Genomic DNA, 24,464 nt, shown 5'->3' with positions numbered 1-24,464 from the left:
CTGAAAATTGAAAGGGGAATGTATTATGACTCAAAAAGAATTTCCGACAAAGGACTATCAGAAATCATATGAGGACGAACGCGACTCGATCAATTCTAAGGATTTTATGATTGGCGCCTTGATCGGCGGGATGATCGGAGCGGCTACAGCTTTGTTCATGGCTCCGAAAACAGGCAAGGAATTAAGGAATGACTTCAATGAACAAGCTAGAAACATTTCCGAGAAAACAGAAAGATTAAGACAAACGGCGATGGAAAAAGGTACAGTCCTTGCTGATACTGCAAAAGAAAAAACAAACTCCGTCACGGAAATCGTTTCCAATAAATCTTCGAATATCGTCAACAAAGTGAAGAGCCTGAAAACAGGAAAAGAAAACGGCGACGCTGCTGATGATACAACCAATTCAAGCAATAAGGATATTGATGTAACCGGAACTACCGATGCACCTATCGTATCCGTCGAAACGAACTTTGCTAACAGAAGTGAATCGGAAAATAATCCTGCAGATCCTACAAGCGGAAACAAGAATGCGGCAAAATTAAAACTTGATGAAGCGAAAAAGGCATTTGATGAAACGGAGAGTAAACTAAAGAATTAAACTCCCTGGATTCCTTTAATGGGAATGAAGAGGCATTAAGGGACGAAGAATAAGGCGGTGAAGTGCTTCGATGGCTTCATCGCCTTTTTGATGGTAAAATTTATATGACAAGGAAAGGAGACTGCTATATGGTCATGAGCAAAATCGAAACAGAAGAACAATTCAATGAGCTTCTAAAAGAGGATACATTCCTGCTTTTCAAGCATAGCGTAACATGCCCTGTAAGTGCTGAAGCATTTGAACAATATGAGAGGTACACCCTAGGGAACGAACAACTTAAAACGGCCTATTTGGCCGTCCAGGAAGCTCGTCCACTATCCAATTATGTGGCAGAAACCTTTGAGGTCAAACATCAATCACCTCAGGCCATCCTTTTTAAAGGTGGAAAACCTGTCTGGAATGAATCTCATTGGCGGATTACATATGATTCATTGAGCAAGGCCATTACAGAATGAATGTGAAGGCCGGATCCCTTTGGTAAGGGGTCCGGCCTTTTATTATTCCATTGATTGGCGGGCCTAAGGATGTTTATCCTGGGGAAACCTTTTCTAGAGAGGCCCTTCCGTAAAGACTCTTTAAACATTTCTCGGCTTCGGAAAAATGGCAGAAGATTTAAACTTTTCTATGCTCTTGTGAAAAATGATCAATTAAATGATAGCTTTCCTGTTCTATTTCCAATATAATTCCTACAACGGATCTGTTTCAATATTCTGTGTAATCGTTTTTCTGGCATGAGCGGCACCTAGTTTTATGCATTTATAACTTTAATGCTTAAAAGCGTTTAATTATTAAAGAAAAATATAGTGACATTTATGGACACTTCATTTATAATTGATTTAATCATACATGAAATATTCTAAATTTTTCATTGATAAAACAATCGGGGTGGATGTTCGAGGATCCGGATGGGATTTTTTTAGTTTGAATCCGCTGAACCGATTTCTATTTTAAAAAACGAAGGGATGGATTTGTAATGAGCAACAAAGAGCTTGATGGACTTCGTAATCAACTGGATGATGTGAACCTTCAGTTATTACATCTTATTAATCAACGTGCTGAACTTGTACAGGAAATTGGTCGCGTTAAAGAAAAACAAGGTGTAAACCGTTACGATCCGGTCCGTGAAAGAACAATGCTGGATCTTATCGAAGCCAATAATCAAGGACCGCTTGATCTTGGTTCGATTAAACATATTTTCAAAGAAATCTTTAAATTGGGCTTGGAGCTGCAAAAGGATGATCAGAAGAAGACGCTTCTTGTATCAAGAAAACAAAAAGCTGAAGACACGATCATCGACATTAAGGGTGAATTGGTAGGTAACGGGATCCCTAGCTTCGTTTTCGGACCATGTGCCGTTGAATCTTATGAACAGACAGCTGCGGTGGCGGAAGTCATTAAAGCTAAAGGTTTGAAATTGATGCGCGGCGGTGCCTTTAAGCCACGTACATCTCCATATGACTTCCAAGGGCTTGGTTTGGAAGGTTTACAAATACTTAAACGCGTTGCTGATGAATACGGCTTGGCTGTCATCAGTGAAATCGTGAGTGCCAATGATATTGAAGCGGCGATCGATCATATCGATGTCATCCAAATCGGGGCGCGGAACATGCAGAACTTCGACTTGCTAAAAGCGGCAGGTGCAGTAAATAAACCAGTTCTGTTAAAACGCGGACTGGCTGCAACGATTGAAGAGTTCATTCATGCAGCGGAATACATCATGTCGCAGGGCAATGGCAACATCATCCTTTGTGAACGCGGTATCCGCACTTACGAAAAAGCAACAAGAAATACACTTGATATCTCTGCTGTACCGATCTTAAAACAAGAAACACATTTACCGGTCATGGTTGATGTAACGCATTCAACTGGACGTCGCGATCTATTGCTTCCTACGGCTAAAGCGGCTCTTGCAATCGGTGCTGACGGTGTTATGGCTGAAGTGCATCCGGATCCTTCCGTTGCTCTATCGGATTCTGCACAGCAAATGGACTTCAAACAATTTGATGAATTCTACGATGAAATTAAACGTTTGAACTGGGTAACTGTTTAAGCTAAGAATGTCTTGAATTGATCTATTTACGGCCCTTACCAACTTGGCAAGGGCTTTTTTTAATGGTAAAATACTAGTTTTTACAGAAAAACCTTCGAAATAAGCACTATTGGATTGCAGGAAAGATTCGACTATCGTATGATAAATAACAAGAATGAGAACTGTTCGGAAGATTGAGTCATACATAAAGTGATATCTATGTGAATTTTATACTTGAATAGGGTATTGAATATTTGACTGAGAAGAGAGTAGGACTGTTTTTTGTTAGGCAGATCGTTCCTAAAATAATCTTCCTTATAGAGAAAAACGCATAAAAGATTTTTTTCCGAAATAATTCGGGTCTTTTATGGGGAAAATGAAAGAAATGGAGGAATGGATGAATGAATAATATAACCATTTATGATGTGGCACGTGAGGCGAATGTTTCCATGGCCACCGTTTCCCGCGTAGTTAACGGGAATCCAAATGTAAAGCCTGCAACAAGGAAGAAAGTTTCCGATGTGATTGAAAAGTTAGGGTACCGACCGAATGCAGTGGCAAGGGGACTTGCCTCGAAGAAAACGACTACTGTCGGGGTCATCATCCCGGATATCTCGAGCATCTTTTTTGCCGAATTGGCACGGGGCATAGAAGATATAGCCACCATGTATAAATACAATATCATTCTAAGCAGTTCTGATGAGAATATAGATAAGGAATTCCATTTGCTGAATACGATGCTTGGAAAACAAGTGGATGGCATCGTATTCATGGGCGGCAACATTTCTGATGAGCATGTCAAAGAGTTTACGAATTCACCGGTTCCGATCGTTCTGGCAGGTTCGGTAGATGAAAGCGGGCAAGTTCCATCTGTTAATATTGATTATGAGGCGGCGGCATTTGACGCAGTGACCTTCTTTGCTAATAAAGGCCACAAGCATATCGCTTTTGTAAGCGGAAACCCTTCCGCGCTGATTAATGAAATGAAACTGACTGGATATAAACGAGGATTGAAAGAAGCTGGTCTTTCATTTGATGAAAGATATATTGTTGAAGGTGATTATACATATGATTCAGGAATTGAATCTTTTGAAAAGTACCTGGAAGTTGAAGACAGGCCGACGGCTTTCATCGCCGGTGCTGATGAAATGGCGCTTGGTATTGTCCATGCCGCACAGGACAAAGGGTATAATGTACCGGAAGACTTTGAAGTGATCAGCTTCGATAATACGAGATTGACATTGATGGTGCGTCCGCAAATCACAACGATCGTTCAACCTTTATATGATATTGGTGCGGTTGCGATGAGGCTTCTTACAAAGTTGATGAATAAAGAACAAGTGGAGGAAGGTCTTGAAAAGGTGATCCTGCCGCATCGGATTGAAAACCGTCAATCAACGAAATAAACTGGTTTGGAGAGTGTCCCGATGGCACTCTCTTTTTGTTTCCCAAATGTTTGACCGAACAAAAAAAGATCGTTTTTCAACGATCTTTTGGTTAACTTTGTTCATTGCTTTTCGATGTTTGCTTGGAAGACCTGATGGGATAAAGAGCCTTTTCAAGCGTCAGGGCATTCTTCTCGGTAATTTCAGGCTTTCTCGGAATGGGTTCGTATATATCTTCCATGTCATCCCATTCAGCCGGTAGGGGAACAGGGGACTCAGGCTGCCAGCTATCGAGCCATTCCTTTGATAGGGGACCTGAAATATCATTATTCGTCATTTCAAGCCAGACCCTCGCCCAAGCCCTCGGGACGACGCGCCATATATCATATCCGCCGCCGCCTACTGCAATCCACCGTCCTTCGCAATACTTATGGGCCATTTCATGGGCCAACTTTGGTATTTCCCTAAATATCTTCATGGTCGCAGATAAATGGGTGAGCGGATCGTAATAATGGGAATCGGCTCCGTTTTGCGTTAATATGACATCCGGTTTAAAGTATTCAATGACCTCTTTAAAGGAAGCCTTATAGCATTCGAGCCAAGATTCATCTTCAGTGAACGCATCGACCGGGATGTTGAATGAATAGCCGTAGCCTTTTCCCTGGCCCCGCTCGTTAATCGTGCCGGTGCCGGGAAATAAGTAGCGCCCCGTTTCATGAATGGATAGGGTGCATACATCCGGATCATCATAAAATGACCATTGGACTCCGTCACCATGATGTGCATCGGTATCGACATACAAGACACGCGCCCCATATTTCTTTTGCAGGTATTTAATCGCGACCGAACTATCATTGTAAATGCAAAAGCCCGATGCTTTCCCGCGGAAACCGTGGTGCAGGCCACCGCCAAGATTAAGTGCGTGCAGGGACTGACCGGTCATGACGGCATCCACAGCCGTCAACGTACCGCCTACAAGCAAGGCGCTTGCTTCGTGCATATTGGGGAAGATAGGGGTATCCTCTGTTCCCAGTCCATAATTTACTGCCTTTTCAGGGGGGAGCTTTCCCTGGCCCGCTAATCTGACAGCGTTTACATAATGGTGATCATGGATCAGTTCCAATTCTGCATCGGTAGCCATTCTTGGCTTGATAATTTGATCATCATTGATGGCATGGTGTTTTTTTAATAAATCAAGCGTGAGTTTAAGCCGTTTTTGATTGAATGGGTGATCATCGTTGAATTTGTAGGTAAGGAGTTCATCCGAATAGACGAAAAGGGATGTATCATTCATGTGAAATCCCCGGTAGACTAGGCCATAAAACGGTATAGCCTTCTTTCTTCAAATCCTCCACCACCATAAATGGATTCATCGTCTGTACACGAATTACAAGAATTTTATAATCGGTTCCATTTTTTTCAGGATAAACAAGGGTGCTCAGGATATTCGTATTGCGCCTTTTGAAAATATGGGCAATATCATGAAGGGAACCTGCCTTATCCGGGATTCTGATTTCGATTTGGGAACCGGGCTGATTGACTCCTGTCAACTCAACGTATGAATGAAGTAAATCAGAACCGGTTATGATGCCCACTAACTTCCTGCCCTTTACGATTGGAAGGCAGCTGATATTGTTATCACAAAAAACAGCCCCGATTTCTTCCACGAAATCAAGCGGGTGCCCCGTGATTATTTCCGTTTTCATGATGCTTGATAATGGTTTTTGTAAATCATTTTTGTATTCTTCGGTACGGAAAATAGAAGGGGCAGCATCCCGAATATCACGGTCGCTGACTAATCCCACAAGTTGAAAGCTGTCATCGACAATGGGTATATGGCGAATTCGTTTCTCCCTAATGATCAAGGCAGCGCTATGGATGGTATCCGTTGGAGTGAGGGTGATGATATCCTCATTCATTATTGTTTCAACAATCATTTTCCTTCCTCCTCTTCCTCTCCTCTTTAATACATAAACCGATTCATAAAACGCAACTGGTCGAACTTCTGGATGGATTCCGGCGGGACTCTTTTGCCAATTCGGGCCATCAGGCAGTTGGCCGGGTGGGAACTGATTTCAGGATCATCTGTTGCAAAGTAGACCAAGCCACCCGCACTCATCATTTTTTCCATGACCTTGCGATAGTCCCAAATATTCAGCCCTGTCCCTTTCAAATCCCAATGCCAATAGTATTCAGTGGTGATGATGATGAAGTCTTCAACCGAATCGTCTTCCATTGAAAGGCGGATCAGGTTCTTCCCGACCGAGGCACCCCGGTATTTAGGGATGACCTCGATTGCACCAAGCTCAATCAGGTCCTCCATCTTGATTTCCGACCAGCGCTCCAAGGGATCGGGATATAAGTAAGTTACATACCCCACGATTGTTTCATTTTCACGGGCGATGAAAATCCTGCCCTCAGGCAAGTCTGCTATCTCTATTAACGCTTTATGCTGCAAAGCAGGGGGGCGAAAGGCGACCAAGTCTTCATGAAACTCATAAGCGGACATTTTTTCTCCGCTTAACGGTCCCTCGATGATGAGCGTTCCGCTTAATGTCTGCAGTTCCTTAGTGTAAAAGGTCTTACTATATTCCATTCTTTCACCACCCTTGTTATATAGTAATCTTACACTCTCGCATTCCGAAGCATCGCTTTTAAACCGAATGGAAAGCTTACATAAATTATACATGAAAACAAGGGGCATAATTCAGAAAGTTCAAGGCGCTTTTGTTACAGTGCTCCTTCTTTCCCGGCTATCATATGGATGCACCTTGACCATGACCATATACTAGTAACTTTCAACATTCACCAAGAAGGGATTTCCCTAATATGGAAGTACCCAATATTTTAAAAATTGAGATAATTCGATTCTTATACTATAATAAAAATATAGAGCCGAATGAAGGGGGAGTTTGTCGTATGAATGTGAAAGCGTTACCAGTAGTGGAAGGTAATTTTAATTTAAAGAATTATGATGAAAAATACAATAAGTTTGACTGGTCTGAGACGGAAAAGGAATTCTCCTGGTCTGAAACCGGTAAAGTGAATCTTGCGTATGAAGCCATTGACCGCCATGTCGAAACATACAAAAAGAATAAAGTGGCCCTTTATTACAAAGACGATAAAAGAAATGAAAAGTATACATTCAAGGAAATGAAAGAATATACGAACCAAGCGGCCAATGTATTCAAGAACATTGCCAATGTGGAAAAAGGTGATCGTGTTTTCATTTTCATGCCTCGCTCCCCGGAGCTGTATTTTGCATTGTTGGGTGCGATTAAAACGGGAGCGGTCGTAGGGCCGTTGTTCGAAGCCTTCATGGAAGGCGCCATAAGGGATCGTCTTGAAGATAGTGAGGCAAGTGTGATTGTGACGACACCTGAACTTTTGCCGCGCGTTCCAGTGGATGAATTACCCCATTTAAAGCATATTTTCCTGGTGGGGGAAAATATAAAAGAAGAAGGAAAGTACCATCACTTCAATAAGAAATTAAAAGAAGCCGACAAAAAATTCGACATTGAATGGGTCGATCGGAATGACGGTCTGATTCTTCACTATACCTCCGGTTCCACAGGAAAACCAAAAGGGGTGCTTCATGTTCATAATGCGATGATCCAGCATTATCAAACGGCAAGATGGGTCCTTGATTTGCAGGATGAGGATGTGTATTGGTGCACAGCGGATCCTGGTTGGGTGACAGGGACGTCTTACGGGATTTTTGGACCTTGGCTGACAGGGACCTCGAATGTCATTGTAGGCGGGCGTTTCAAGCCTGAATCCTGGTACAAGACCTTGGAGGACTTTGGTGTCACGGTATGGTATAGTGCACCGACTGCCTTCAGGATGCTGATGGGCGCGGGTGACGAGATCGTTAAGCGGTTCGATTTAAGCACTCTCCGCCATATTTTAAGTGTCGGTGAACCGTTGAACCCGGAAGTGGTGCGCTGGGGAATGAAGGTATTCAATCACCGGATCCATGATACATGGTGGATGACGGAGACCGGGGCTCAGGTCATCTGCAATTATCCTTGCCTGGAAATCAAACCGGGTTCGATGGGTAAACCGATTCCTGGCGTGAAAGCGGCAATAGTGGATGATCAAGGCAATGAGCTTCCTCCGCATAGAATGGGGAACCTTGCCATCAAGAAAGGCTGGCCTTCGATGATGAAGACCGTCTGGAAGAATGAAGCGAAATATGAATCTTACTTTATGCCAGGCGATTGGTATGTTTCCGGAGATTCCGCATACATGGATGAAGATGGTTATTTCTGGTTCCAAGGCCGTGTTGATGATGTCATCATGACTGCAGGGGAGAGGGTCGGACCTTTCGAAGTGGAAAGCAAGTTGGTCGAGCATCCAGCTGTAGCTGAAGCGGGGGTCATCGGTAAACCGGATCCGGTTCGGGGGGAGATTATCAAAGCGTTTATCGCCCTTCGGGACGGATACGATGCGAACGATGAGTTGATTGAGGATATTCGTACATTTGTGAAGCATGGTCTAGCAGCACATGCAGCACCTCGTGAAATTGAATTCAGGGATAAACTTCCTAAAACAAGAAGCGGTAAAATCATGCGCCGTGTCTTGAAAGCTTGGGAACTTGATTTGCCAACCGGTGATTTATCATCGATGGAGGATTGAGAAACTGAGTCATACTGATTATTGAAAATGAAAAAGGCATCCATTGTCACATGGATGCCTTTTTGGGAGATTATAAGGAAACAGGCTGTCGGGGGTTACCCGACAGCCTGTTTTAGTTCAAGAGTGTCATTCTTCCCCTTCTTCCGCTTTAACCGTTTCTTGCTCTTGTTCATTGACTGTGCCTTGATCTTTGTCGTTCCCTTGAATTTCTTTATCTGTATTCTCTTTGTTTTGATCTTTGTCTTGAACTGGATCTTTTTCTTTATCCGTTTCCGTTTCTTGTTGTATATCTTTTTCCGGTTGTTTATCTGTATTTTTGTCTGGAGCGTTCTCTTCTTTTGAGTCTGTTTTTTTAACTTCGTTAACTACTTTATCTTTTCCGCGATCATCTTTATTTTTCGTGGAATCTTCTTTGGAACTTGTCTTTTTAGCGCCGCTTTCAACATGTTGGGAAGGGGCTGATTCTTTACCGACAATGTCGACGGCCGTTACGTAATAAGATCCGCCAGATCCGACTTTGTAAACAAGATTCTCCCCAGCATTGATGCTCGCCACTTTTTTGCCGTCTTTATAGACACGATAACCGACGACATCTCCTTCATGATGCAAGCCCCATGTAATCTTATCGTTGCTGATCGTTATGGATAGGGGATCTGGTGCTTTGCCATTATCATTCAATTTCGCTGTCGCCCCGACGAGATTTCCTGATTTTTCGGCTCCGGGAATCACGGATCCCGGGTCAATGACATATCTCAATCCGATATCTGCAAAGGAATCTGGATTCAACATGAACCCGCCGCTTTTGAATTCGCCAGGTGTTTGCGGAAGGGCTGCGTAGCGTTTGCTGCCCACTGATACATATTGTCCATCTATGAAACTATCATCCGCCCTGGATGGAGCATACTTGGCGATGAATAAATCCGATTTGACAAGCCCGGCCTTTTGGCATGAGCTTGAAGGCAGCAGTCCTGAAACGCCACAGAAGGAACGGCTGACAATTCCGCCAGGCATTTCGAATCGCTTATCGGGGTCGATGAGTTTAGGGTCGACTTTATATGCGGCATTGATCAGATCTGCCCAATAATACATATTACGTTTATTATATTCAAGACCATTATAAGTCCCTTGCAAGGATTTTGGCTTGTCATAACCGAGCCATGTCCCGAACGATACATTCGGGTTGCTGGCTACAAACCAGGCATCCCAATAGTTTTGTGAAGTACCGGTTTTACCTGCCCAATCGCTTGAGAAAGCAAGGCGGTTCCTGACCGAGGCCGCCGTCCCGCTGTTTACGACATCACGCATCATATCGAGCGTCAGGTAAGCGGCTTGCGGAGAGAAAACATCCACTGGTTTCACTTTATGCTGATAGATGACTTTGCCATCTTTCGAAACGATTTTATCGATCATATAAGCATCTATGAATTCTCCTGAATTGGCAAAAGTGCCATATGCATTGACGTTTTCTTCAACGGTTACACCTTTTTCCATCGCACCCAATGACACGGCAAGATTGGAGTAATCCCCTTTCGTCACGGTGGAGAAGCCCATTTTTTCCAAATACGAAGCGGGGCTCAGGTTGATGATTTTCTTGTAAAAGAGCGCTGCCGGGATGTTATAGGAATTCTTCAGGGCCTCGCGGGCAGTCGATACTCCCGTATAGCTGCCGCCGCCATAGTTTCCTGGACTCCACGGTTTGCCGCCTGTTGGAATGGAGATCGGCACGTTGGCCGATACGCTGCCAGGCGAGATCTTGCCCAGCTCGATGCCTGGACCATATATCACCAGCGGCTTCATCGTTGATCCGTTCGAGCGCAATGATGCGGTGGCATGGTTCGTCTGTTCCCGCTTGAAATCGCGGCCGCCTACGAAACTGATGATTTTCCCTGTTTTATTCTCGATAAGAATCGCTCCGGCCTCTACGGGCTGGCTCACAGTCTTCATTTCCTTCGTATCCGGGTCGGGGACTTGCGCCAGTTTATCGTACCCGAAATTTGGATAGTTTTTCGTTACTTCCTGCATCTTGTCATAAATCTTTTTGTTGACGGTCGTATATACCTTATAGCCATTTTGCCGCAGCTTACGGTCGGCAAGTGCTAGATATTGAGCTTTTAAATCATCATTCTTTAAATCTTTCTCTTCATATCCATCTTCTTTTGCCAGACTGACAGAGAGGATTTCGATGGAGCGTTTTTCGATTTCATCGATGAGCCATGGATATTTCTCGGATGGCATCTCCGTTTTACCGATAAAGTCTTTAGTAATGTCGTATGCGTTTGCTTTAGCATATTCTTCTTTTGTTATGTACCCGTTACTATACATCCGCTTTAAAACGGTTTTCATCCGGTTGATGCCGGGCTTTTGATTTTCCTTCAATTTTCCTTTCTGGGTATATGGTGTATATCCGAAAGGGCTTTGCGGCAATCCAGCGATAAAGGCTGATTGGGGCAGTGTCAGGTCTTTGGCCTCCACTCCAAAAATACCTTCAGCGGCGGACTCGACCCCGGCGATGTTACGGCCTGAAGAGTTTCGTCCCAAAGTGGAGACGTTTAAGTACGTTTCCAAAATCTCTTCTTTTTCAAAGAACTTTTCGACCCGGAGCGCAAGAAGAATTTCTTTTGCTTTCCGTTCAAATGATACTTCGTTGGTCAGGACCTGGTTTTTAATGAGCTGCTGTGTTAATGTACTTCCTCCCGATTGGACGGTTGCATTCGAAAATTCCTGGTAAATCGCACGCAGGATGGCTTTCGGGACAACCCCGTCATGCTCATAAAAATACTCATCTTCAGTAGCGATGACTGCATTTTTAAGATGCTTGGAAACTTTATCGATGGACACTTCCTCACGCTCAAGGTCACTCTTGAGCTTGCCCAAGTATACTTCATCTGCAAAGTATACTTCAGAGGTCTCTTCATAATTGTAAATGTCTTTTTTCAAATCTTCTTTTGAGCGTACTGGCTCATCATTGACGAGGGCAGCGAAATAGCCGGCTCCGACGCCGCCGGCGAATGAGAATCCTAGGATCCCGACAATAATGAGGATCAGTGTTAAATTCCAAATGACTTGGTATGTAACCCGCGCGTTATTATGTGTTTTTTCACTTTGGAAAAAACGGGTCAGCTGCTTCCAGACTGTTTGAAATCTATCTTTTTGATTATTATTCATCGTATCATACCCCCTGAAATCACATATATTATAGCATACAACCGGTAGGGGAAAGGGCATCTTTCTTATTTTTCTATAATCTGTAGGTGATGTTGACAAGGATTCTTATGTATGATAAAAGTTTATTAACAACAATAAAATGATTAAATGATCGCGATGATAGGACCCAGTAGTCAGACTATCCCTGTTTCAGAGAGCCGGTGGTTAGTGGAAATCGGTACAAATGGTATGATGAATTACTTCCTGGAGCATTTGCTGTGAAATGATTAGTAGCAGGAAACGGCTGACGACCGTTATTCGTCTTGAGCGGAGGGCGTATTATGTCCTCAAGTTGGGTGGTACCGCGAATTCATTCGTCCCTTCATATTTATGAAGGGGCGTTTTTGTGTGCTTTTTGCGGGTTTTTTCTAAGATGGAGGAGGAATATTTAATGGAATTGCTTAAAGACCTCGAGTGGAGAGGAATTATTTATCAACAAACGGATGAAGAAGGTTTTAAGAACCTTTTGGAAAAAGAGAAAATTTCTTTATACTGTGGTGTCGATCCAACTGCGGATAGCATGCACATCGGTCATCTATTGCCATTCTTGACATTGCGCCGTTTCCAGCAGCACGGTCATCGTCCCCTTGTGCTAGTAGGCGGTGCGACAGGACTCATCGGTGATCCTAGCGGTAAAAAAGAGGAACGTCAGCTGCAAACGCTGGAAAAAGTGCTTTATAATGCAGACTGCATAAAAGGGCAGCTATCCCACATCTTTGAATTCGACGGTGAAAATGGTGCGGTCATGGTCAATAACTATGACTGGATAGGCAAAATCGATATGGTTACGTTCCTGCGTGATTACGGGAAATACATCGGCATTAACTACATGCTGGCAAAAGATACGGTTGCTTCCCGCTTGGATACGGGAATTTCCTTCACTGAATTTGCGTACACGATTTTACAAGGAATTGATTTCGGTCATTTATACAGCAATTACGACTGTAAATTGCAAATAGGCGGCAGTGATCAATGGGGCAACATTACGACCGGCCTTGAAATGATCAGGAAATCCAATGATGAGAATGCCAAAGCATTTGGTATGACGATCCCGCTCGTAACGAAAGCGGATGGAACGAAATTCGGTAAAACGGAAGGCGGAGCGATATGGCTTGATCCGGAAAAAACGACTCCTTATGAATTTTACCAATTCTGGATCAATACAGCAGATGCAGATGTCGTGAAATACCTTAAATTCTTCACATTCCTATCTCGTGAGGTGATTGAAGAGTTAGAGCAATCCGTACAAAACGAACCGCATTTGCGTAAAGCGCAAAAAGCTTTAGGGGAAGAAATGACCCGTTTGATTCATGGTCAGCAGGCTCTTGACCAAGCGATCAAAATCTCTGCCGCCCTATTCAGCGGTGAGGTGAAGAATTTAAGTGCAGCGGAAATCAAATTGGGCTTTAAAGATGTCCCTAGCTTCGAACGTGAAAGCAAGGAAGATATCGGTTTGGTCGATTTAATCGTTGAAGCGAAAATTTCGCCATCAAAGCGTCAAGCCCGTGAAGATATTCAGAACGGGGCAATCTCCATAAATGGGGAGAAAGTGACCGATCTGCAATATGTAGTGACGGAAGCTGCCAAGATTGAAGGGGAGTTCATCCTCGTTCGTCGCGGCAAGAAGAAATACACATTAGTGAAATGATTGTCCAAAGCCCGGCTGAATCCCAGCCGGGCTTTGTTCTGCAATAATTTTTTTTAAAAAAACGTTGATTGGAACGTGGGCACTGCACCCCCTAGAGTCGCTTTACCCACAACCGTCGGGAGGATAAGCTATGATTTTAATTGGGAGAGGAGGATGGAAACCTAAGTCTAAATCTGCAGTAGTCACATTTAAAAGGGTGCAAAAGCCAATCTTACATGGAAGGGTTTGACCCTGGAACTTGATGCTATCTTTGAAAAGGTACCGAAACAGCTTTGTCTAAGCTCCAATAGGCAAGAGATTTCTGCAGATAAGAAGGAGGTAAGAATTACTTTCATTGAATGGTATGCTCTAACGGATTATCATGATTTTCTGGAATCTCCATCACGTCTACTCGAATTTGAGTCAGGATTTTTAGCTAATCAACATTTTATTATGTTTAGTCTTTGTTGTTTTTCCTCATAATTGATACAAAACAAAACATGGCTATCAATAATAGTATTGCTGGAAACGTATAAAAGCTTCCGTTGTATTTAATAGAGTGATCTACTTTTAAGCCATACAAATAAATAAATAGGATAAAAGAAACAGATAATGCTATAGTTCCGGCTATTAATTTCATAATATCACCTCTCTTTAGTTAATTTGTATTATATACTAAAAAGTGTATACTGTAATTATCGGAAAATTCAGAAAAAATAGGAGGGGTAAAAAATGAGAATTAATAACCAAAAGTTTTACATTCAGCTTCTTAGTCTTTTCAGCCTGTTTATTCTATTAATAGGATCTCTGAATTTATCAAGGGTTTCAGCAGAAGGGGGAGACGATTCCATTGTAGAAATTGAAGGAGCTAATGTGGAATTAACAGTTGATGCTCCTTACAGTTTAACAAAAGACGATGGAACCTTAGTATTTTTTGATACAGTAGAAGACTATAATGCTTATTTAGATAGCCAAATTATAAAAATTGTTCCTATATGCGCAACGTGTAATAAAACTACAACAACAACCATTACTACTAATACAGCAAAAGAAAAATGGGTAAACTATCACCCTCTTACAAACGCTTGGGCTAAAGCTAGCAGTTATACTATTTCTCGTGGGAAATCATATACTATTTCTGGTTCTTATAGTTATGATGGATTTAATGTGGGTGTTAGCGTAGCTCATAATACCTCAGTTTCTACAACAATCCCAGCTAATTCAAAAAAATACAGTAGATTAGGTGTTTGGTCAGACATTACTTTCAAGAGATTTAAACACATAGTCAAAAGCCCGACTGGAAATGTTATAAATACGTATTATTCAAATACTGCATACGGTGTTGGTGCTCCCTATATAAAAGTTAAATATAAATAAGAAATCAAATACAGTATCTATTTTAAATGAATATATTATCTACAATAATTGTCTTAGCCTATTTCGTTACTGTATTTCTCCTACATTTATAATTTAAGTAATGTGGTGGTGACTTGGCTTTCGCTATATTTTTACTTATTATACTACTTTATAAAGTATTCTTCTCTGATATTAAAAACGTCCTCCTATTTCAAGAGAACGTAAAAATAAGCAACAGTCCACAACCTATTTTTTTATTGGAGTTTTCTAAACCTCCCCTAATAAAACAGGTTATCATACACCATTCTAAAAATCAGGAGAAAAAGAAAAAACCCTAGAAACACTGATGTATCAATGTTTTTAGGGTTTTCCTAATTGCTGTTAACAAAGCGTTTTTATTAACGAGAGTAGAACTCAACGATAAGAGCTTCGTTAATTTCAGCAGGCAATTCAGAACGTTCTGGTAAACGAGTGAAAGTACCTTCTAATTTCTCAGCATCGAAAGTAAGGAAATCAGGAACGAAGTTAGTTGCTTCAACTGATTCTTTGATGATTGAGAAGTTGCGTGATTTTTCACGAACTGAGATTGTTTGTCCAAGAGACACTTTGTAAGATGGAATGTCTACGCGGCTTCCGTCTACAGTGATGTGACCGTGGTTAACAAGTTGACGTGCTTGACGACGTGTACGAGCTAAACCAAGACGGTAAACTAGGTTGTCAAGACGTGATTCAAGAAGAATCATGAAGTTTTCACCATGTACACCTTTAAGTTTGCCAGCGCGGTCGAACATTGTGCGGAATTGACGCTCAGTGATTCCGTACATGTGACGAAGTTTTTGTTTCTCTTGTAGTTGCATTCCGTATTCAGAAATTTTTCTACGTTGGTTAGGACCATGTTGTCCTGGAGCATAAGGGCGTTTTTCTAATTCTTTACCAGTACCTGTTAGGGAAATTCCTAAACGACGGGATAGTTTCCAGCTTGGGCCAGTATAACGAGCCATAGGATGACTCCTCCTTTAAATGTTTTTATTTTGGTAAAATAAAAACCGTGTGAATGTACGATCATGACCATTTTGTTTTCATGTACCTTCGCCCTAGCAGCAGAGGGTTACGAGATACACCTCTGGATTGAGGAACAAAATGAGAACATAAAGGCTATCACATAGGCTGCAATATTTTACACAAAGAGTATTGTATAATATTCTGCTCAATGAGTCAAGGACAGTTGTGATAATTATGGAATAGAGAATGGCGGCAGGAAAAATACAATTTTATCATGAGATAATGAATACAACAATTATGGATGGTTTCCGGGATTACTTGGAAGCCCTTGCCACGGGTTTCCTTTGCATCATTTAAAAGTGAAATGTCAACAGGGCCGGTGGGAAGTTATATATTGAGAAGGGTTCAGGAAAGGGTTTGTACCTGGGTACTGAAATGAAAAAGGGAGCAGGCATGGGTTGCCGCTCCCTTTAACTTTTATAGATGATTGGAAAGGATTTCAGCGAACTTCTCCAGTCCTTGCTGATCCATTTCGTCAAAACGGTCCGTTATCGGGCTGTCGATATCGAGGACACCAAGCAATTTGCCATCCTTCATGAGCGGGATGACAATTTCAGATCTTGACGCCGCATCGCAGGCGATATGTCCAGGGAATTGGTGGACATCCTCAATGCGCAGGGTTTTTTCAGTTGCCGCTGAAGTCCCGCATACGCCCTTGCCCATTGGAATGCGGACACAGGCCGGAAGCCCCTGGAAGGGTCCCAGTATTAATTGGTCTTCTTCATATAAATAAAAGCCAACCCAGTTAATCTCATCGAGAAACTGATTAAGTAAAGCTGCCGCATTGCTTAAATTGGCTATCCTGTTCGTTTCATCTTCGATTAAGGCAAGTAGTTGTTTTTGGACCAGTTCATAGTTTTTTTCTTTTTTTCCTTGATACATTTCGACATTAAACAAAAGCGTTCACCTGTCTTCCTCATATTTTTACAGCACTTTCTAATCATGATGCTCCATTGTTGGGAAATTGTCGAGAACTTACTAAAGGATTAAGGCTCTTTCGTGAAGAAGTAGTCCATAAGACTTGTCTCAAAGAAAGCGAGGGATTGCCTGAATGAATCGCCAGACGCCAACGAAACAAGCCATTGTGGATGCTGCATTGCATTTATTTCATTTAAAAGGCTATCATGCTACATCCATACGGGATATTGCGAATAAAGCGAAAGTGAACGCTGCCAATATTGCCTACTATTTCAAGAATAAGCAGGGGTTGCTGGAATTCTGTTTCACTTCCTATTTAGAAGAATATATCCTGGTCCTTGAGACGAACATGACGCTGCTTGAACTTAAAGGCCCGCAGCATTGCTTGATGAACCTTGTAAAGGATATCCTCGCTTTCCAGAGGGAAAACTTCCTTGCTGCAAGGTTCATTTATGGGGAATCTTCACTCGATTCCAATTTAAACCGTGAAATTCATTCGACTTATTTTACAAAGGAAAAGTCTTATTTTCAATATATATTGGAACAAGGAATCAAGAGCAGGAGTTTCCAGCAGGTCTCCGTTCCCATGTATATGCTGCAGTTGAAGGGATTATTGACGGCCCCTGTCCTGCATACCCATTATGCGATGGATGTGCTTCATGTGTTCCCGCAGGAAGCGTATTACACGAATATTTATGCCAATGAAGTCGGGCGTTTTCTGCAAGATACCCTATTCATTGCCGAAGACCTGCAGCCGCTGTTAGCCGGCCGGGGCTGAGGTGTAAACATGAGTTACCCATTATACCCTGCAATCAGTGCCTGATGGCCCTGACCCAAATCTTTAGCCTGATGGGCATCGGAACCATAAATGAGCGGAATGCCGAGTTCTAAAGCACGCTTTGCAAATCGTTCAGGAGGGTAGGGTTCACCGCATAGCGGCTTTACAAGCCCAGCTCCATTATAATCCAGTTCATACCTTTGATCCTTGATCATTTCGAGAACCTTGTAAACCCGCTCGTCAAAACTTGATGCCGGCGGATATCGATGCTGGAATTTATGGACAAGCGTAATGTGCCCGATCCGTTTTGGTTTATAAATGCCTAAATCAGTTTCTATTGATTTTTCCAGTGTATCGTAATATTTGGCATAAACCGATTCCACTGAACCTAGTTCATTGGCAATCTCAGCAAACCCATTTTCGCTGAAATCGATGCAATGCCAGCTGTTTTGATGCTTGATGAAGTGAACGGAAAGTATACTATCATCAAGGAATTCTCCGATTTCGTCGAGGAATTCTTTTGTTTCTTTTTCATACCCCTCTATAAAGTCAACCTCCAGACCTGTTTTGATCAGGATTTTGTCTTTATGGCGTTCTTTCAGTACGCGGAGCTCTTGAAAGTAATCGAGGAGCAGGGCAGCGTCCATCCCGCTGTCTTTTTCAGGCGTAGGATCTTGAAAATTTCGTGGCAATGGAGCATGTTCCGTAAATGTGATTTCCTTTAATCCTAGCTCGATTCCCCGCGTAATATATTCATCGAATTTATCCGTAGAGCCGTGAGGGCAAAACGGAGTGTGCACATGACCGTCAGCTTTCATGGTCCTTCCCTCCCAAAAAACAGGTATTTGTAGCAATTTTCTACAAAAAAATCATTTTTCTCGTCAAAAATTATTGCTAACATGGTATCATAAAAGCATTAAATTTAACATTTTTACAATTCATATATAAATAGCAAGACTGTAAGGACTAGAACAGGGGGCTTACCATGGATTACATAATTGGGGTAATTGTATTAATTTTGATTTTCATCATTTGGGGTTATTTTTTCAAAAAGAGATATTTTAAAGAAATCGATCGACTGGAATCCTGGAAAATAAGCATCATGCACCGCCCCGTGCTGGAAGAGCTTTCTAAAGTCAAACAATTGAACATGACAGGTGAAACAGAGGAAATGTTCGAAAACTGGCGCATTGAATGGGACGCCATCATTACGGATCATATGCCCGAAGTCGAAGGACTTTTATTCGATGCCGAGGAATTCGTCGATAAATACCGTTTCAGCCGATCAAAAGAGATACAGCGCAAAATTACAGTCAAGCTGAATGAAATAGAGGAAATGATCAAAAAGATCCTATACGAACTGAATGAACTCGTAGGCAGTGAGGAAAAGAATCGATTGGAAATTGAGGATATCAAAGAATCCTACCGTCAATTGAAGAAATCCCTGCTTGCACACAGGCATAATTATGGGAAAGCGGCTGATAAGCTGGAAAGCTCCTTGGATGAAGTGTTGCAGATCCTTCAGAAATATGAAGAAGAGACCGTGAACGGCAATTATTTGAATGCGAGGGAGCTTGTTCTCACCATTAAGGACAAATTGGCGGTTCTGTCAGTTAAAATGGAAATGCTCCCAAAATTATTGGTTGATAGCCAATCCGAGCTGCATTCCCAGCTTAATGAATTGAAGGATGGTTATGAGGAGATGTCAGGACAGGGGTACCTGTTGAGCCATATCCAATTCGAGCAGGAGATATCACGGCTTGAGGAAGAACTGGATCTATATAAAACACAATTGGAAAATGCCGAAACGGAAGCAGTGGAAAAAGGCATTAAAGAAATGCGCGAAAGCATCGAGGTTCTTTATGACCTTTTGGAAAAAGAAGTACTTTCAAAACAGTATATCTTGAAAAATGATGAAATTCTCAGGAAAACGATTAGTGACCTGGAATATGAAAACGATAAACTTAAAGTTGAAACCATACATGTTCAACACACGTATCATCTGACGGAAAATGAGCTCGATGCCCAACGGAAAATGGAAAAGCAGATTGCCCAGATTTCAAAACGCCATCAATTGCTCGTCTTGAAAATGGAGGATAATGTGATGGCAAGCTCGCTTATCAGCGAAGAGATGCAGGGGCTTGCAGTACAGTTGAAGGAATTACAGGAAAATCAGAAAGACTTTACCGTTAAATTACAGGCTTTACGAAAAGATGAAATGGATGCCAGGGATTCACTGGCAGAATTGAAGCGCAAAATGGTCGATACTGGACGTTTAATTTCAAAAAGCAATATTCCAGGTCTTCCAGAAGAGTATAAAGTGGTGCTTCAGGATGCCAAAGAAAGCATGGATGACGTTCAGGGTAAACTTGAAGAAAAGCCGCTTGAGATGGCCGCTGTTTATATTTATTTGGAAAAAGCGGTTCAACAGGTGGATAAGGTCCACGAAAAAGCCCAAGAATTGATCGAGCATATGTATTTGGCCGAAAAGGTGATCCAATTCGGAAATCGTTATCGAAGCAGCCACGATATGGTAGCCGAGAGCCTAAGGGAAGCCGAAGCGAAATTCCGAAGCTATGAATATCAAGCCGCATTGGAAACGGCAGCCACTGCCATAGAAAAGGTCGACCCAGGCAGTTTACGAAAAATCGGTGCGAACATAGAAGAAGTCCTTTCCTGAAAACCCGCCATGGCGGGTTTTTTTCTTTTTCTAGATTAGGTGGGAAGTTAAATCATTCTCGGGAATAAAAAGAAGCAGGTATCCTATCATTCTTGGATCAGTGTTTTACATTCTCTTTCAAATTCAATTATGTTAATATTAGAAGTTGCAACAGCAACATTGAAACTTATATTTAGAAGAGTGACCATCATAGATATAAAAACATGGAAGGTGAACCCATGATTTATTTTGACAATAGTGCAACAACAAAACCATATCCCGAAGTAATCGAATCATTCATGAAGGTTACTTCGGACTATTTCGGGAACCCCTCTTCGCTTCATGGACTTGGGGTGCAATCCGAAAAACTGCTTTCCGCTGCCAGAAAGCAGATTGCTGATTTATTAAAGGTGAAGAGTTCGGAAATATATTTCACTTCCGGCGGAACGGAAGGAAATAATCTTGCCATTAAAGGTGCAGCCCACTCTCAGGGAAATCGCGGCAAACACATAATCACGACAGCGATTGAACATCCTTCTGTAGAAGACGCATGCCAATCATTGACGAGAATGGGATATGAGATCACATATCTTCCCGTTAACGAATTTGGACAAATTGATGTAACCGATCTTAAGGATGCATTGAGGGAAGATACCATTTTGGTTTCCGTCATGCATGTTAATAATGAAGTTGGCTCGATACAGCCGATTGCTGAAGTGGGCAAATTGTTAAAACAATACCCAAACGTGCTCTTTCATGTCGATAATGTACAGGGAGCAGGCAAGGTTTCGTTATCATTGCGTGAAGCCAATGTGGATTTATGTACAATTTCCGGCCACAAGGTTCACGGTTTGAAGGGAACGGGCATCCTGTATGTTCGTGAAGGAGTTCGGGTCGACCCGCTTTTCCATGGTGGCAATCAGGAAACGAAAATCAGGAGCGGCACCGAAAATGTTGCGGGAATCGTCGCCCTTTCGAAGGCTTTGCGTATTAGTATGAACAATCAATTGCTGTATCATGATAAGCTTCAGCAAATCAAAACTTATTTATATAAAGGTTTGAAGGAAATGGACGGGGTGTTGGTTAACAGTCCCGAAGAGGGTGCACCCCATATTGTGAATTTTTCCGTTCCGGGCCTTAAATCCGAGGTATTGCTGCATGCACTGGAATCGGAAGGAATATATGTTTCGACGACTAGTGCCTGTTCTTCGAAAAAAAGGACGGTAAGCAAAACGGTGGACGCGATGTACCATCATTCAGCTCGTTCTGAAAGCGTCATCCGTATCAGCACTACCTATAGCAATGAAATGGAAGAAGCAAAGAAAGTTCTGGCGGCGATACAGAAAATAGTCGCTAATTTAGAAAAAATAATGAGGGTTGCTAAATGAAATTTGATCATATAATTATCCGTTATGGAGAAATCTCCACTAAAAAAAGAAACCGTAAAGGCTTTGTAGACAAAATGAAGGCACATATCCGCTGGAGTTTAAAAGATATAGAAGGCGTAGTGCTGACAGCCAACCGGGAGCGGATGTACGTTCTCCTGAACGGTGCTGACCATGTGCCGGTCATTGACCGATTGAAAGGCATTTTTGGAATACAGTCATTAAGCCCTGCAATAAAAATAGAGCGTGATCTGGAAGTGATGAAAACGGCCGCATTGTATTACCTTAATCATACCCTTGAAGAGGTAAACACGTTCAAAATCACGACAAAACGCGCCGATAAGGATTTTCCATATAATACCGATGAAATTAACAGGGCAATCGGCGGGCATTTGCTCCGAAATACAGAAGATTTAAAAGTGGATGTAAAGAACCCAGATTTGAACCTGCTAGTGGAAGTGAGACGCGAAGCCGTGTATTTGACAGGTGAAATCATCCAGGGTGCAGGCGGTCTTCCATTCGGTTCAAGCGGGAAGGCGATGCTGATGCTTTCAGGCGGGATTGATAGCCCTGTTGCAGGCTTCCTTTCGATGAAACGGGGATTGGACGTGGAGGCGATCCATTTTTACAGCCCGCCTTTCACAAGTGAGCGTTCACGTCAAAAGGTCATTGATTTGGCAGGCAAGCTGGGGGAAATAAATGGAAGCATGAAAGTGCATATCGTTCCATTTACGGAAATCCAATTATTGATTCAAAAACAAATCCCGGAAAACTACTCAATGACTACAACCCGTCGTTTAATGATGCGGGTCGCCGATCGCATCCGTGAAAAGGAAGAAGCCATGGCACTGATCACCGGTGAAAGCCTTGGGCAGGTTGCAAGCCAGACGATGAGCAGCATGTTTGCCATCAATGAGGTGACGAATACACCGATCCTGCGTCCGCTGATTACCATGGATAAGACAGAAATCATCAAAATAGCAAGAGAACTCGATACTTTTGAAATATCCAATCTGCCGTACGAGGATTGCTGTACGGTATTTACGCCGGCAAGCCCAAAAACGAAACCGAAACGTGAAAAAGTCAATTACTATGAAAGCTTCGTCGACTTTGAATCCTTGATTGAAAAAGCGGTCTCCGAAACAGAAATATTAACGGTTAAACCGGGTCAGACTTTCGATAAGGAAGAAGCGATGGAAGACTTATTCTAGAATCCTTTAATTACCAATAAAAATGTGCGAATGAAGCCATGTGTTTTAACACACTCTATAATCACAAGGAGGTGAAACACACATGGCAAACAACAACAGCTCAAACGAATTATTGGTACCTGGAGTTGAACAAGCTCTACAACAAATGAAATATGAAATCGCTACAGAATTCGGCGTGCAACTTGGTGCCGACACAACATCTCGCGCTAACGGTTCAGTTGGTGGAGAAATCACAAAACGCCTTGTTCAAATGGCTGAACAACAATTAGGCGGAGGTTTCAACAGATAATTTCATAAATATGGCTACAGAGAGCGGGTTTTAATACCCGCTCTCTTTACGTTTGTGGAATTAATTCGTGAACGCCGATTTAATAAATTCCTTAGCTTTACTACATAATTTTTTACTGTCTTATATAATATGAAACATTATTGGAATGAAGAAAAGTGCAACATTCCTGCTTGCCGAGACCCCACCGAAAGGGAGTATGTGTAATGACTTCCACTCCAGGCACTCGCTTTCCGCGGGCGGTCCGCCCTTGGCCACGCTTTTCCCGGAGGAGTCTCGTTCCTTACGTTCCAATCAACTGGAACTTCTTTTTTAAGAAAGGCTGTTTTCACATACTTTGTTGCTATTTACCAGGTAGTGAGTTGTGGTTGATTTCCCCTCCAGGTGCTCGCTTTCCGCGGGGCGGGCGGTGAGCCTCCTCGGCGTAAACGCCTGTGGGGTCTCACCTGTCCCGCTGCTCCCGCAGGAGTCTCGCACTTCCGCTCCAATCAACCTTAAATAGATTCGTTTTAAAAACAACAATCTTTACGAAAAGAGCCTTAAGAAACATTGTATGGAAACTGCCTCTTTTTCTCCAATTCGTCTACAGTCTGGCGGTTCCATCAATTTTCCGGCAAAAGGAGTTCCGAATTGCTCTCGCCTCGAACCAAAATTTTAAAAGTAAACTAGATTATCCTTCAGTATTCCTTAAAGGATTGAAGAAATTTGCGACACTCCTGCCGAATAACTGGTTAGAAAAGACCCTGCAGGTGCTGCTTTGATAAGCTTGGCAGACAGTCAGTGGATAGGGAACGGGTTTCTGAAAGTGGGTATGTGTAATGACTTCCACTCCAGGCACTTGCTTTCCGCGGGCGGTCCGTGAGCCTCCTCGGCGCTCGCCTGCGGGGTCTCCCTTGGCCACGCTTTTCCCGCAGGAGTCTCGTACCTTACGTTCCAATCACTGGAACTTCTTTTTTAAGAAACATTGTAGGGAAACTGGCTCCTCTTCTCCAATTCGTCTTTAGTCTGGCGGTTTCATCAATTTTCCGGCAAAAGGAGTTCCGAATTGCTCTCGCCCCGAACCAAAATTTTAAAGGTAAACTAGATTACTCTTCATAGTTTTTTTCAGTATTCCTTAAAGGGTTGAAGAGATGTGCGACACTCCTGCTAGCCAAGACCACACAGACGCATGCTTTGATGAGGCTTGGCAGACAGTCAGTGGAAAGGGAACGGGTTTCTCAAATAAAACTGCAGGCTAGTCTCATCCCGAATTATGTTTAAGACTATTTAATCCTTTAAGTTTTTTTCTGTAATCCTTAAAGGATGGAAGAGATTTGCGACACTCCTGC

20 protein-coding genes and 1 other annotated feature are annotated in these 24,464 nt (G+C 42.5%); of the genes, 12 read left to right on the top strand and 8 right to left on the bottom strand.

Annotation, left to right across the window (positions count from 1 at the left end):
• The first annotated feature begins 25 nt into the window (after positions 1-25).
• From ACFX4H_RS24115 to ccpA, 4 genes are all read left to right on the top strand, one after another.
• Positions 26-598 (top strand): YtxH domain-containing protein, encoded by a 573-nt coding sequence (locus ACFX4H_RS24115; RefSeq protein WP_377436400.1) that lies wholly within the window; start codon positions 26-28, stop codon positions 596-598.
• A gap of 128 nt (positions 599-726) precedes the next feature.
• The gene (gene ytxJ / locus ACFX4H_RS24110; RefSeq protein ID WP_034309246.1) at positions 727-1,053 is read left to right on the top strand and encodes a bacillithiol system redox-active protein YtxJ; all 327 of its coding nucleotides are present in this window, start codon (positions 727-729) and stop codon (positions 1,051-1,053) included.
• A gap of 518 nt (positions 1,054-1,571) precedes the next feature.
• The gene (locus ACFX4H_RS24105) at positions 1,572-2,648 is read left to right on the top strand and encodes a bifunctional 3-deoxy-7-phosphoheptulonate synthase/chorismate mutase (RefSeq protein WP_034309244.1); all 1,077 of its coding nucleotides are present in this window, start codon (positions 1,572-1,574) and stop codon (positions 2,646-2,648) included.
• Positions 2,649-3,028: 380 nt separating this feature from the next.
• Complete coding sequence (gene ccpA / locus ACFX4H_RS24100; RefSeq protein WP_048682265.1) at positions 3,029-4,033, top strand: catabolite control protein A; 1,005 nt, start codon at positions 3,029-3,031, stop codon at positions 4,031-4,033.
• A gap of 91 nt (positions 4,034-4,124) precedes the next feature.
• On the opposite strand, the gene ACFX4H_RS24095 is transcribed toward ccpA, so the two are convergent.
• From ACFX4H_RS24095 to ACFX4H_RS24085, 3 genes are read right to left on the bottom strand one after another with little or no spacing between them, the layout of a single operon-like run.
• Complete coding sequence (locus ACFX4H_RS24095) at positions 4,125-5,306, bottom strand: acetoin utilization protein AcuC (RefSeq protein WP_377436399.1); 1,182 nt, start codon at positions 5,304-5,306, stop codon at positions 4,125-4,127.
• Positions 5,299-5,949, bottom strand: a complete 651-nt coding sequence (locus tag ACFX4H_RS24090; protein ID WP_328138148.1) for an acetoin utilization AcuB family protein — start codon at positions 5,947-5,949, stop codon at positions 5,299-5,301. Before ACFX4H_RS24090 ends, ACFX4H_RS24095 begins: the two co-directional genes overlap by 8 nt.
• Positions 5,950-5,975: 26 nt before the next feature.
• Positions 5,976-6,608, bottom strand: a complete 633-nt coding sequence (locus tag ACFX4H_RS24085) for a GNAT family N-acetyltransferase (protein ID WP_034309235.1) — start codon at positions 6,606-6,608, stop codon at positions 5,976-5,978.
• A 323-nt stretch (positions 6,609-6,931) separates the two neighbouring features.
• Between ACFX4H_RS24085 and acsA the strand changes: the two genes are divergently transcribed.
• Positions 6,932-8,650, top strand: coding sequence for an acetate--CoA ligase (acsA, locus tag ACFX4H_RS24080; protein ID WP_377436398.1), 1,719 nt, complete (start codon positions 6,932-6,934; stop codon positions 8,648-8,650).
• 126 nt (positions 8,651-8,776) lie between these two features.
• Here acsA and ACFX4H_RS24075 read toward each other — a convergent pair whose 3' ends face one another.
• Entirely contained in the window at positions 8,777-11,815 is a 3,039-nt protein-coding gene (locus ACFX4H_RS24075) for a transglycosylase domain-containing protein (RefSeq protein ID WP_377436397.1), read from the bottom strand.
• A 147-nt stretch (positions 11,816-11,962) separates the two neighbouring features.
• Positions 11,963-12,179: a binding site (T-box leader), on the top strand.
• A 66-nt stretch (positions 12,180-12,245) separates the two neighbouring features.
• Between ACFX4H_RS24075 and tyrS the strand changes: the two genes are divergently transcribed.
• Positions 12,246-13,502: a tyrosine--tRNA ligase gene (gene tyrS / locus ACFX4H_RS24070; RefSeq protein ID WP_377436396.1), complete on the top strand. Its 1,257-nt coding sequence runs from the start codon at positions 12,246-12,248 to the stop codon at positions 13,500-13,502.
• A gap of 711 nt (positions 13,503-14,213) precedes the next feature.
• Positions 14,214-14,858: a hypothetical protein gene (locus ACFX4H_RS24065; RefSeq protein ID WP_377436395.1), complete on the top strand. Its 645-nt coding sequence runs from the start codon at positions 14,214-14,216 to the stop codon at positions 14,856-14,858.
• A 377-nt stretch (positions 14,859-15,235) separates the two neighbouring features.
• Here ACFX4H_RS24065 and rpsD read toward each other — a convergent pair whose 3' ends face one another.
• Positions 15,236-15,838 carry a 30S ribosomal protein S4 gene (rpsD, locus tag ACFX4H_RS24060; protein ID WP_034309220.1) on the bottom strand — a complete coding sequence of 201 codons (603 nt, stop codon included), beginning with the start codon at positions 15,836-15,838 and terminating at the stop codon, positions 15,236-15,238.
• Positions 15,839-16,316: 478 nt separating this feature from the next.
• The gene (locus ACFX4H_RS24055; RefSeq protein ID WP_034309218.1) at positions 16,317-16,796 is read right to left on the bottom strand and encodes a GAF domain-containing protein; all 480 of its coding nucleotides are present in this window, start codon (positions 16,794-16,796) and stop codon (positions 16,317-16,319) included.
• A gap of 154 nt (positions 16,797-16,950) precedes the next feature.
• Here ACFX4H_RS24055 and refZ point away from each other — a divergent pair, with 154 nt between their 5' ends.
• On the top strand, positions 16,951-17,595 hold the full coding sequence (gene refZ, locus ACFX4H_RS24050; RefSeq protein WP_034309217.1) for a forespore capture DNA-binding protein RefZ: 645 nt from the start codon (positions 16,951-16,953) through the stop codon (positions 17,593-17,595).
• A gap of 14 nt (positions 17,596-17,609) precedes the next feature.
• Here refZ and hisJ read toward each other — a convergent pair whose 3' ends face one another.
• Positions 17,610-18,413: a histidinol-phosphatase HisJ gene (hisJ, locus tag ACFX4H_RS24045; RefSeq protein WP_095393615.1), complete on the bottom strand. Its 804-nt coding sequence runs from the start codon at positions 18,411-18,413 to the stop codon at positions 17,610-17,612.
• Positions 18,414-18,580: 167 nt separating this feature from the next.
• On the opposite strand from hisJ, the gene ezrA reads away from it, so the two are divergent.
• The 4 genes from ezrA (at position 18,581) to ACFX4H_RS24025 (ending at position 23,139) form a co-directional block, all read left to right on the top strand.
• Positions 18,581-20,275, top strand: a complete 1,695-nt coding sequence (ezrA, locus tag ACFX4H_RS24040) for a septation ring formation regulator EzrA (protein WP_034309211.1) — start codon at positions 18,581-18,583, stop codon at positions 20,273-20,275.
• Positions 20,276-20,493: 218 nt separating this feature from the next.
• Entirely contained in the window at positions 20,494-21,642 is a 1,149-nt protein-coding gene (locus ACFX4H_RS24035) for a cysteine desulfurase family protein (protein ID WP_377436394.1), read from the top strand.
• Positions 21,639-22,850 (top strand): tRNA uracil 4-sulfurtransferase ThiI, encoded by a 1,212-nt coding sequence (gene thiI / locus ACFX4H_RS24030; RefSeq protein WP_241634871.1) that lies wholly within the window; start codon positions 21,639-21,641, stop codon positions 22,848-22,850. Before ACFX4H_RS24035 ends, thiI begins: the two co-directional genes overlap by 4 nt.
• Positions 22,851-22,932: 82 nt before the next feature.
• Positions 22,933-23,139 carry an alpha/beta-type small acid-soluble spore protein gene (locus ACFX4H_RS24025; protein WP_034309203.1) on the top strand — a complete coding sequence of 69 codons (207 nt, stop codon included), beginning with the start codon at positions 22,933-22,935 and terminating at the stop codon, positions 23,137-23,139.
• A gap of 667 nt (positions 23,140-23,806) precedes the next feature.
• On the opposite strand, the gene ACFX4H_RS24020 is transcribed toward ACFX4H_RS24025, so the two are convergent.
• Positions 23,807-24,073: a hypothetical protein gene (locus ACFX4H_RS24020; RefSeq protein ID WP_377436393.1), complete on the bottom strand. Its 267-nt coding sequence runs from the start codon at positions 24,071-24,073 to the stop codon at positions 23,807-23,809.
• Positions 24,074-24,464: the final 391 nt, after the last annotated feature.

It is taken from the genome of Peribacillus sp. YIM B13477 (assembly GCF_042787955.1).
Taxonomy (GTDB): domain Bacteria; phylum Bacillota; class Bacilli; order Bacillales; family DSM-1321; genus Peribacillus; species Peribacillus frigoritolerans.
This window is presented reverse-complemented; position numbering and strand designations above follow the sequence as displayed.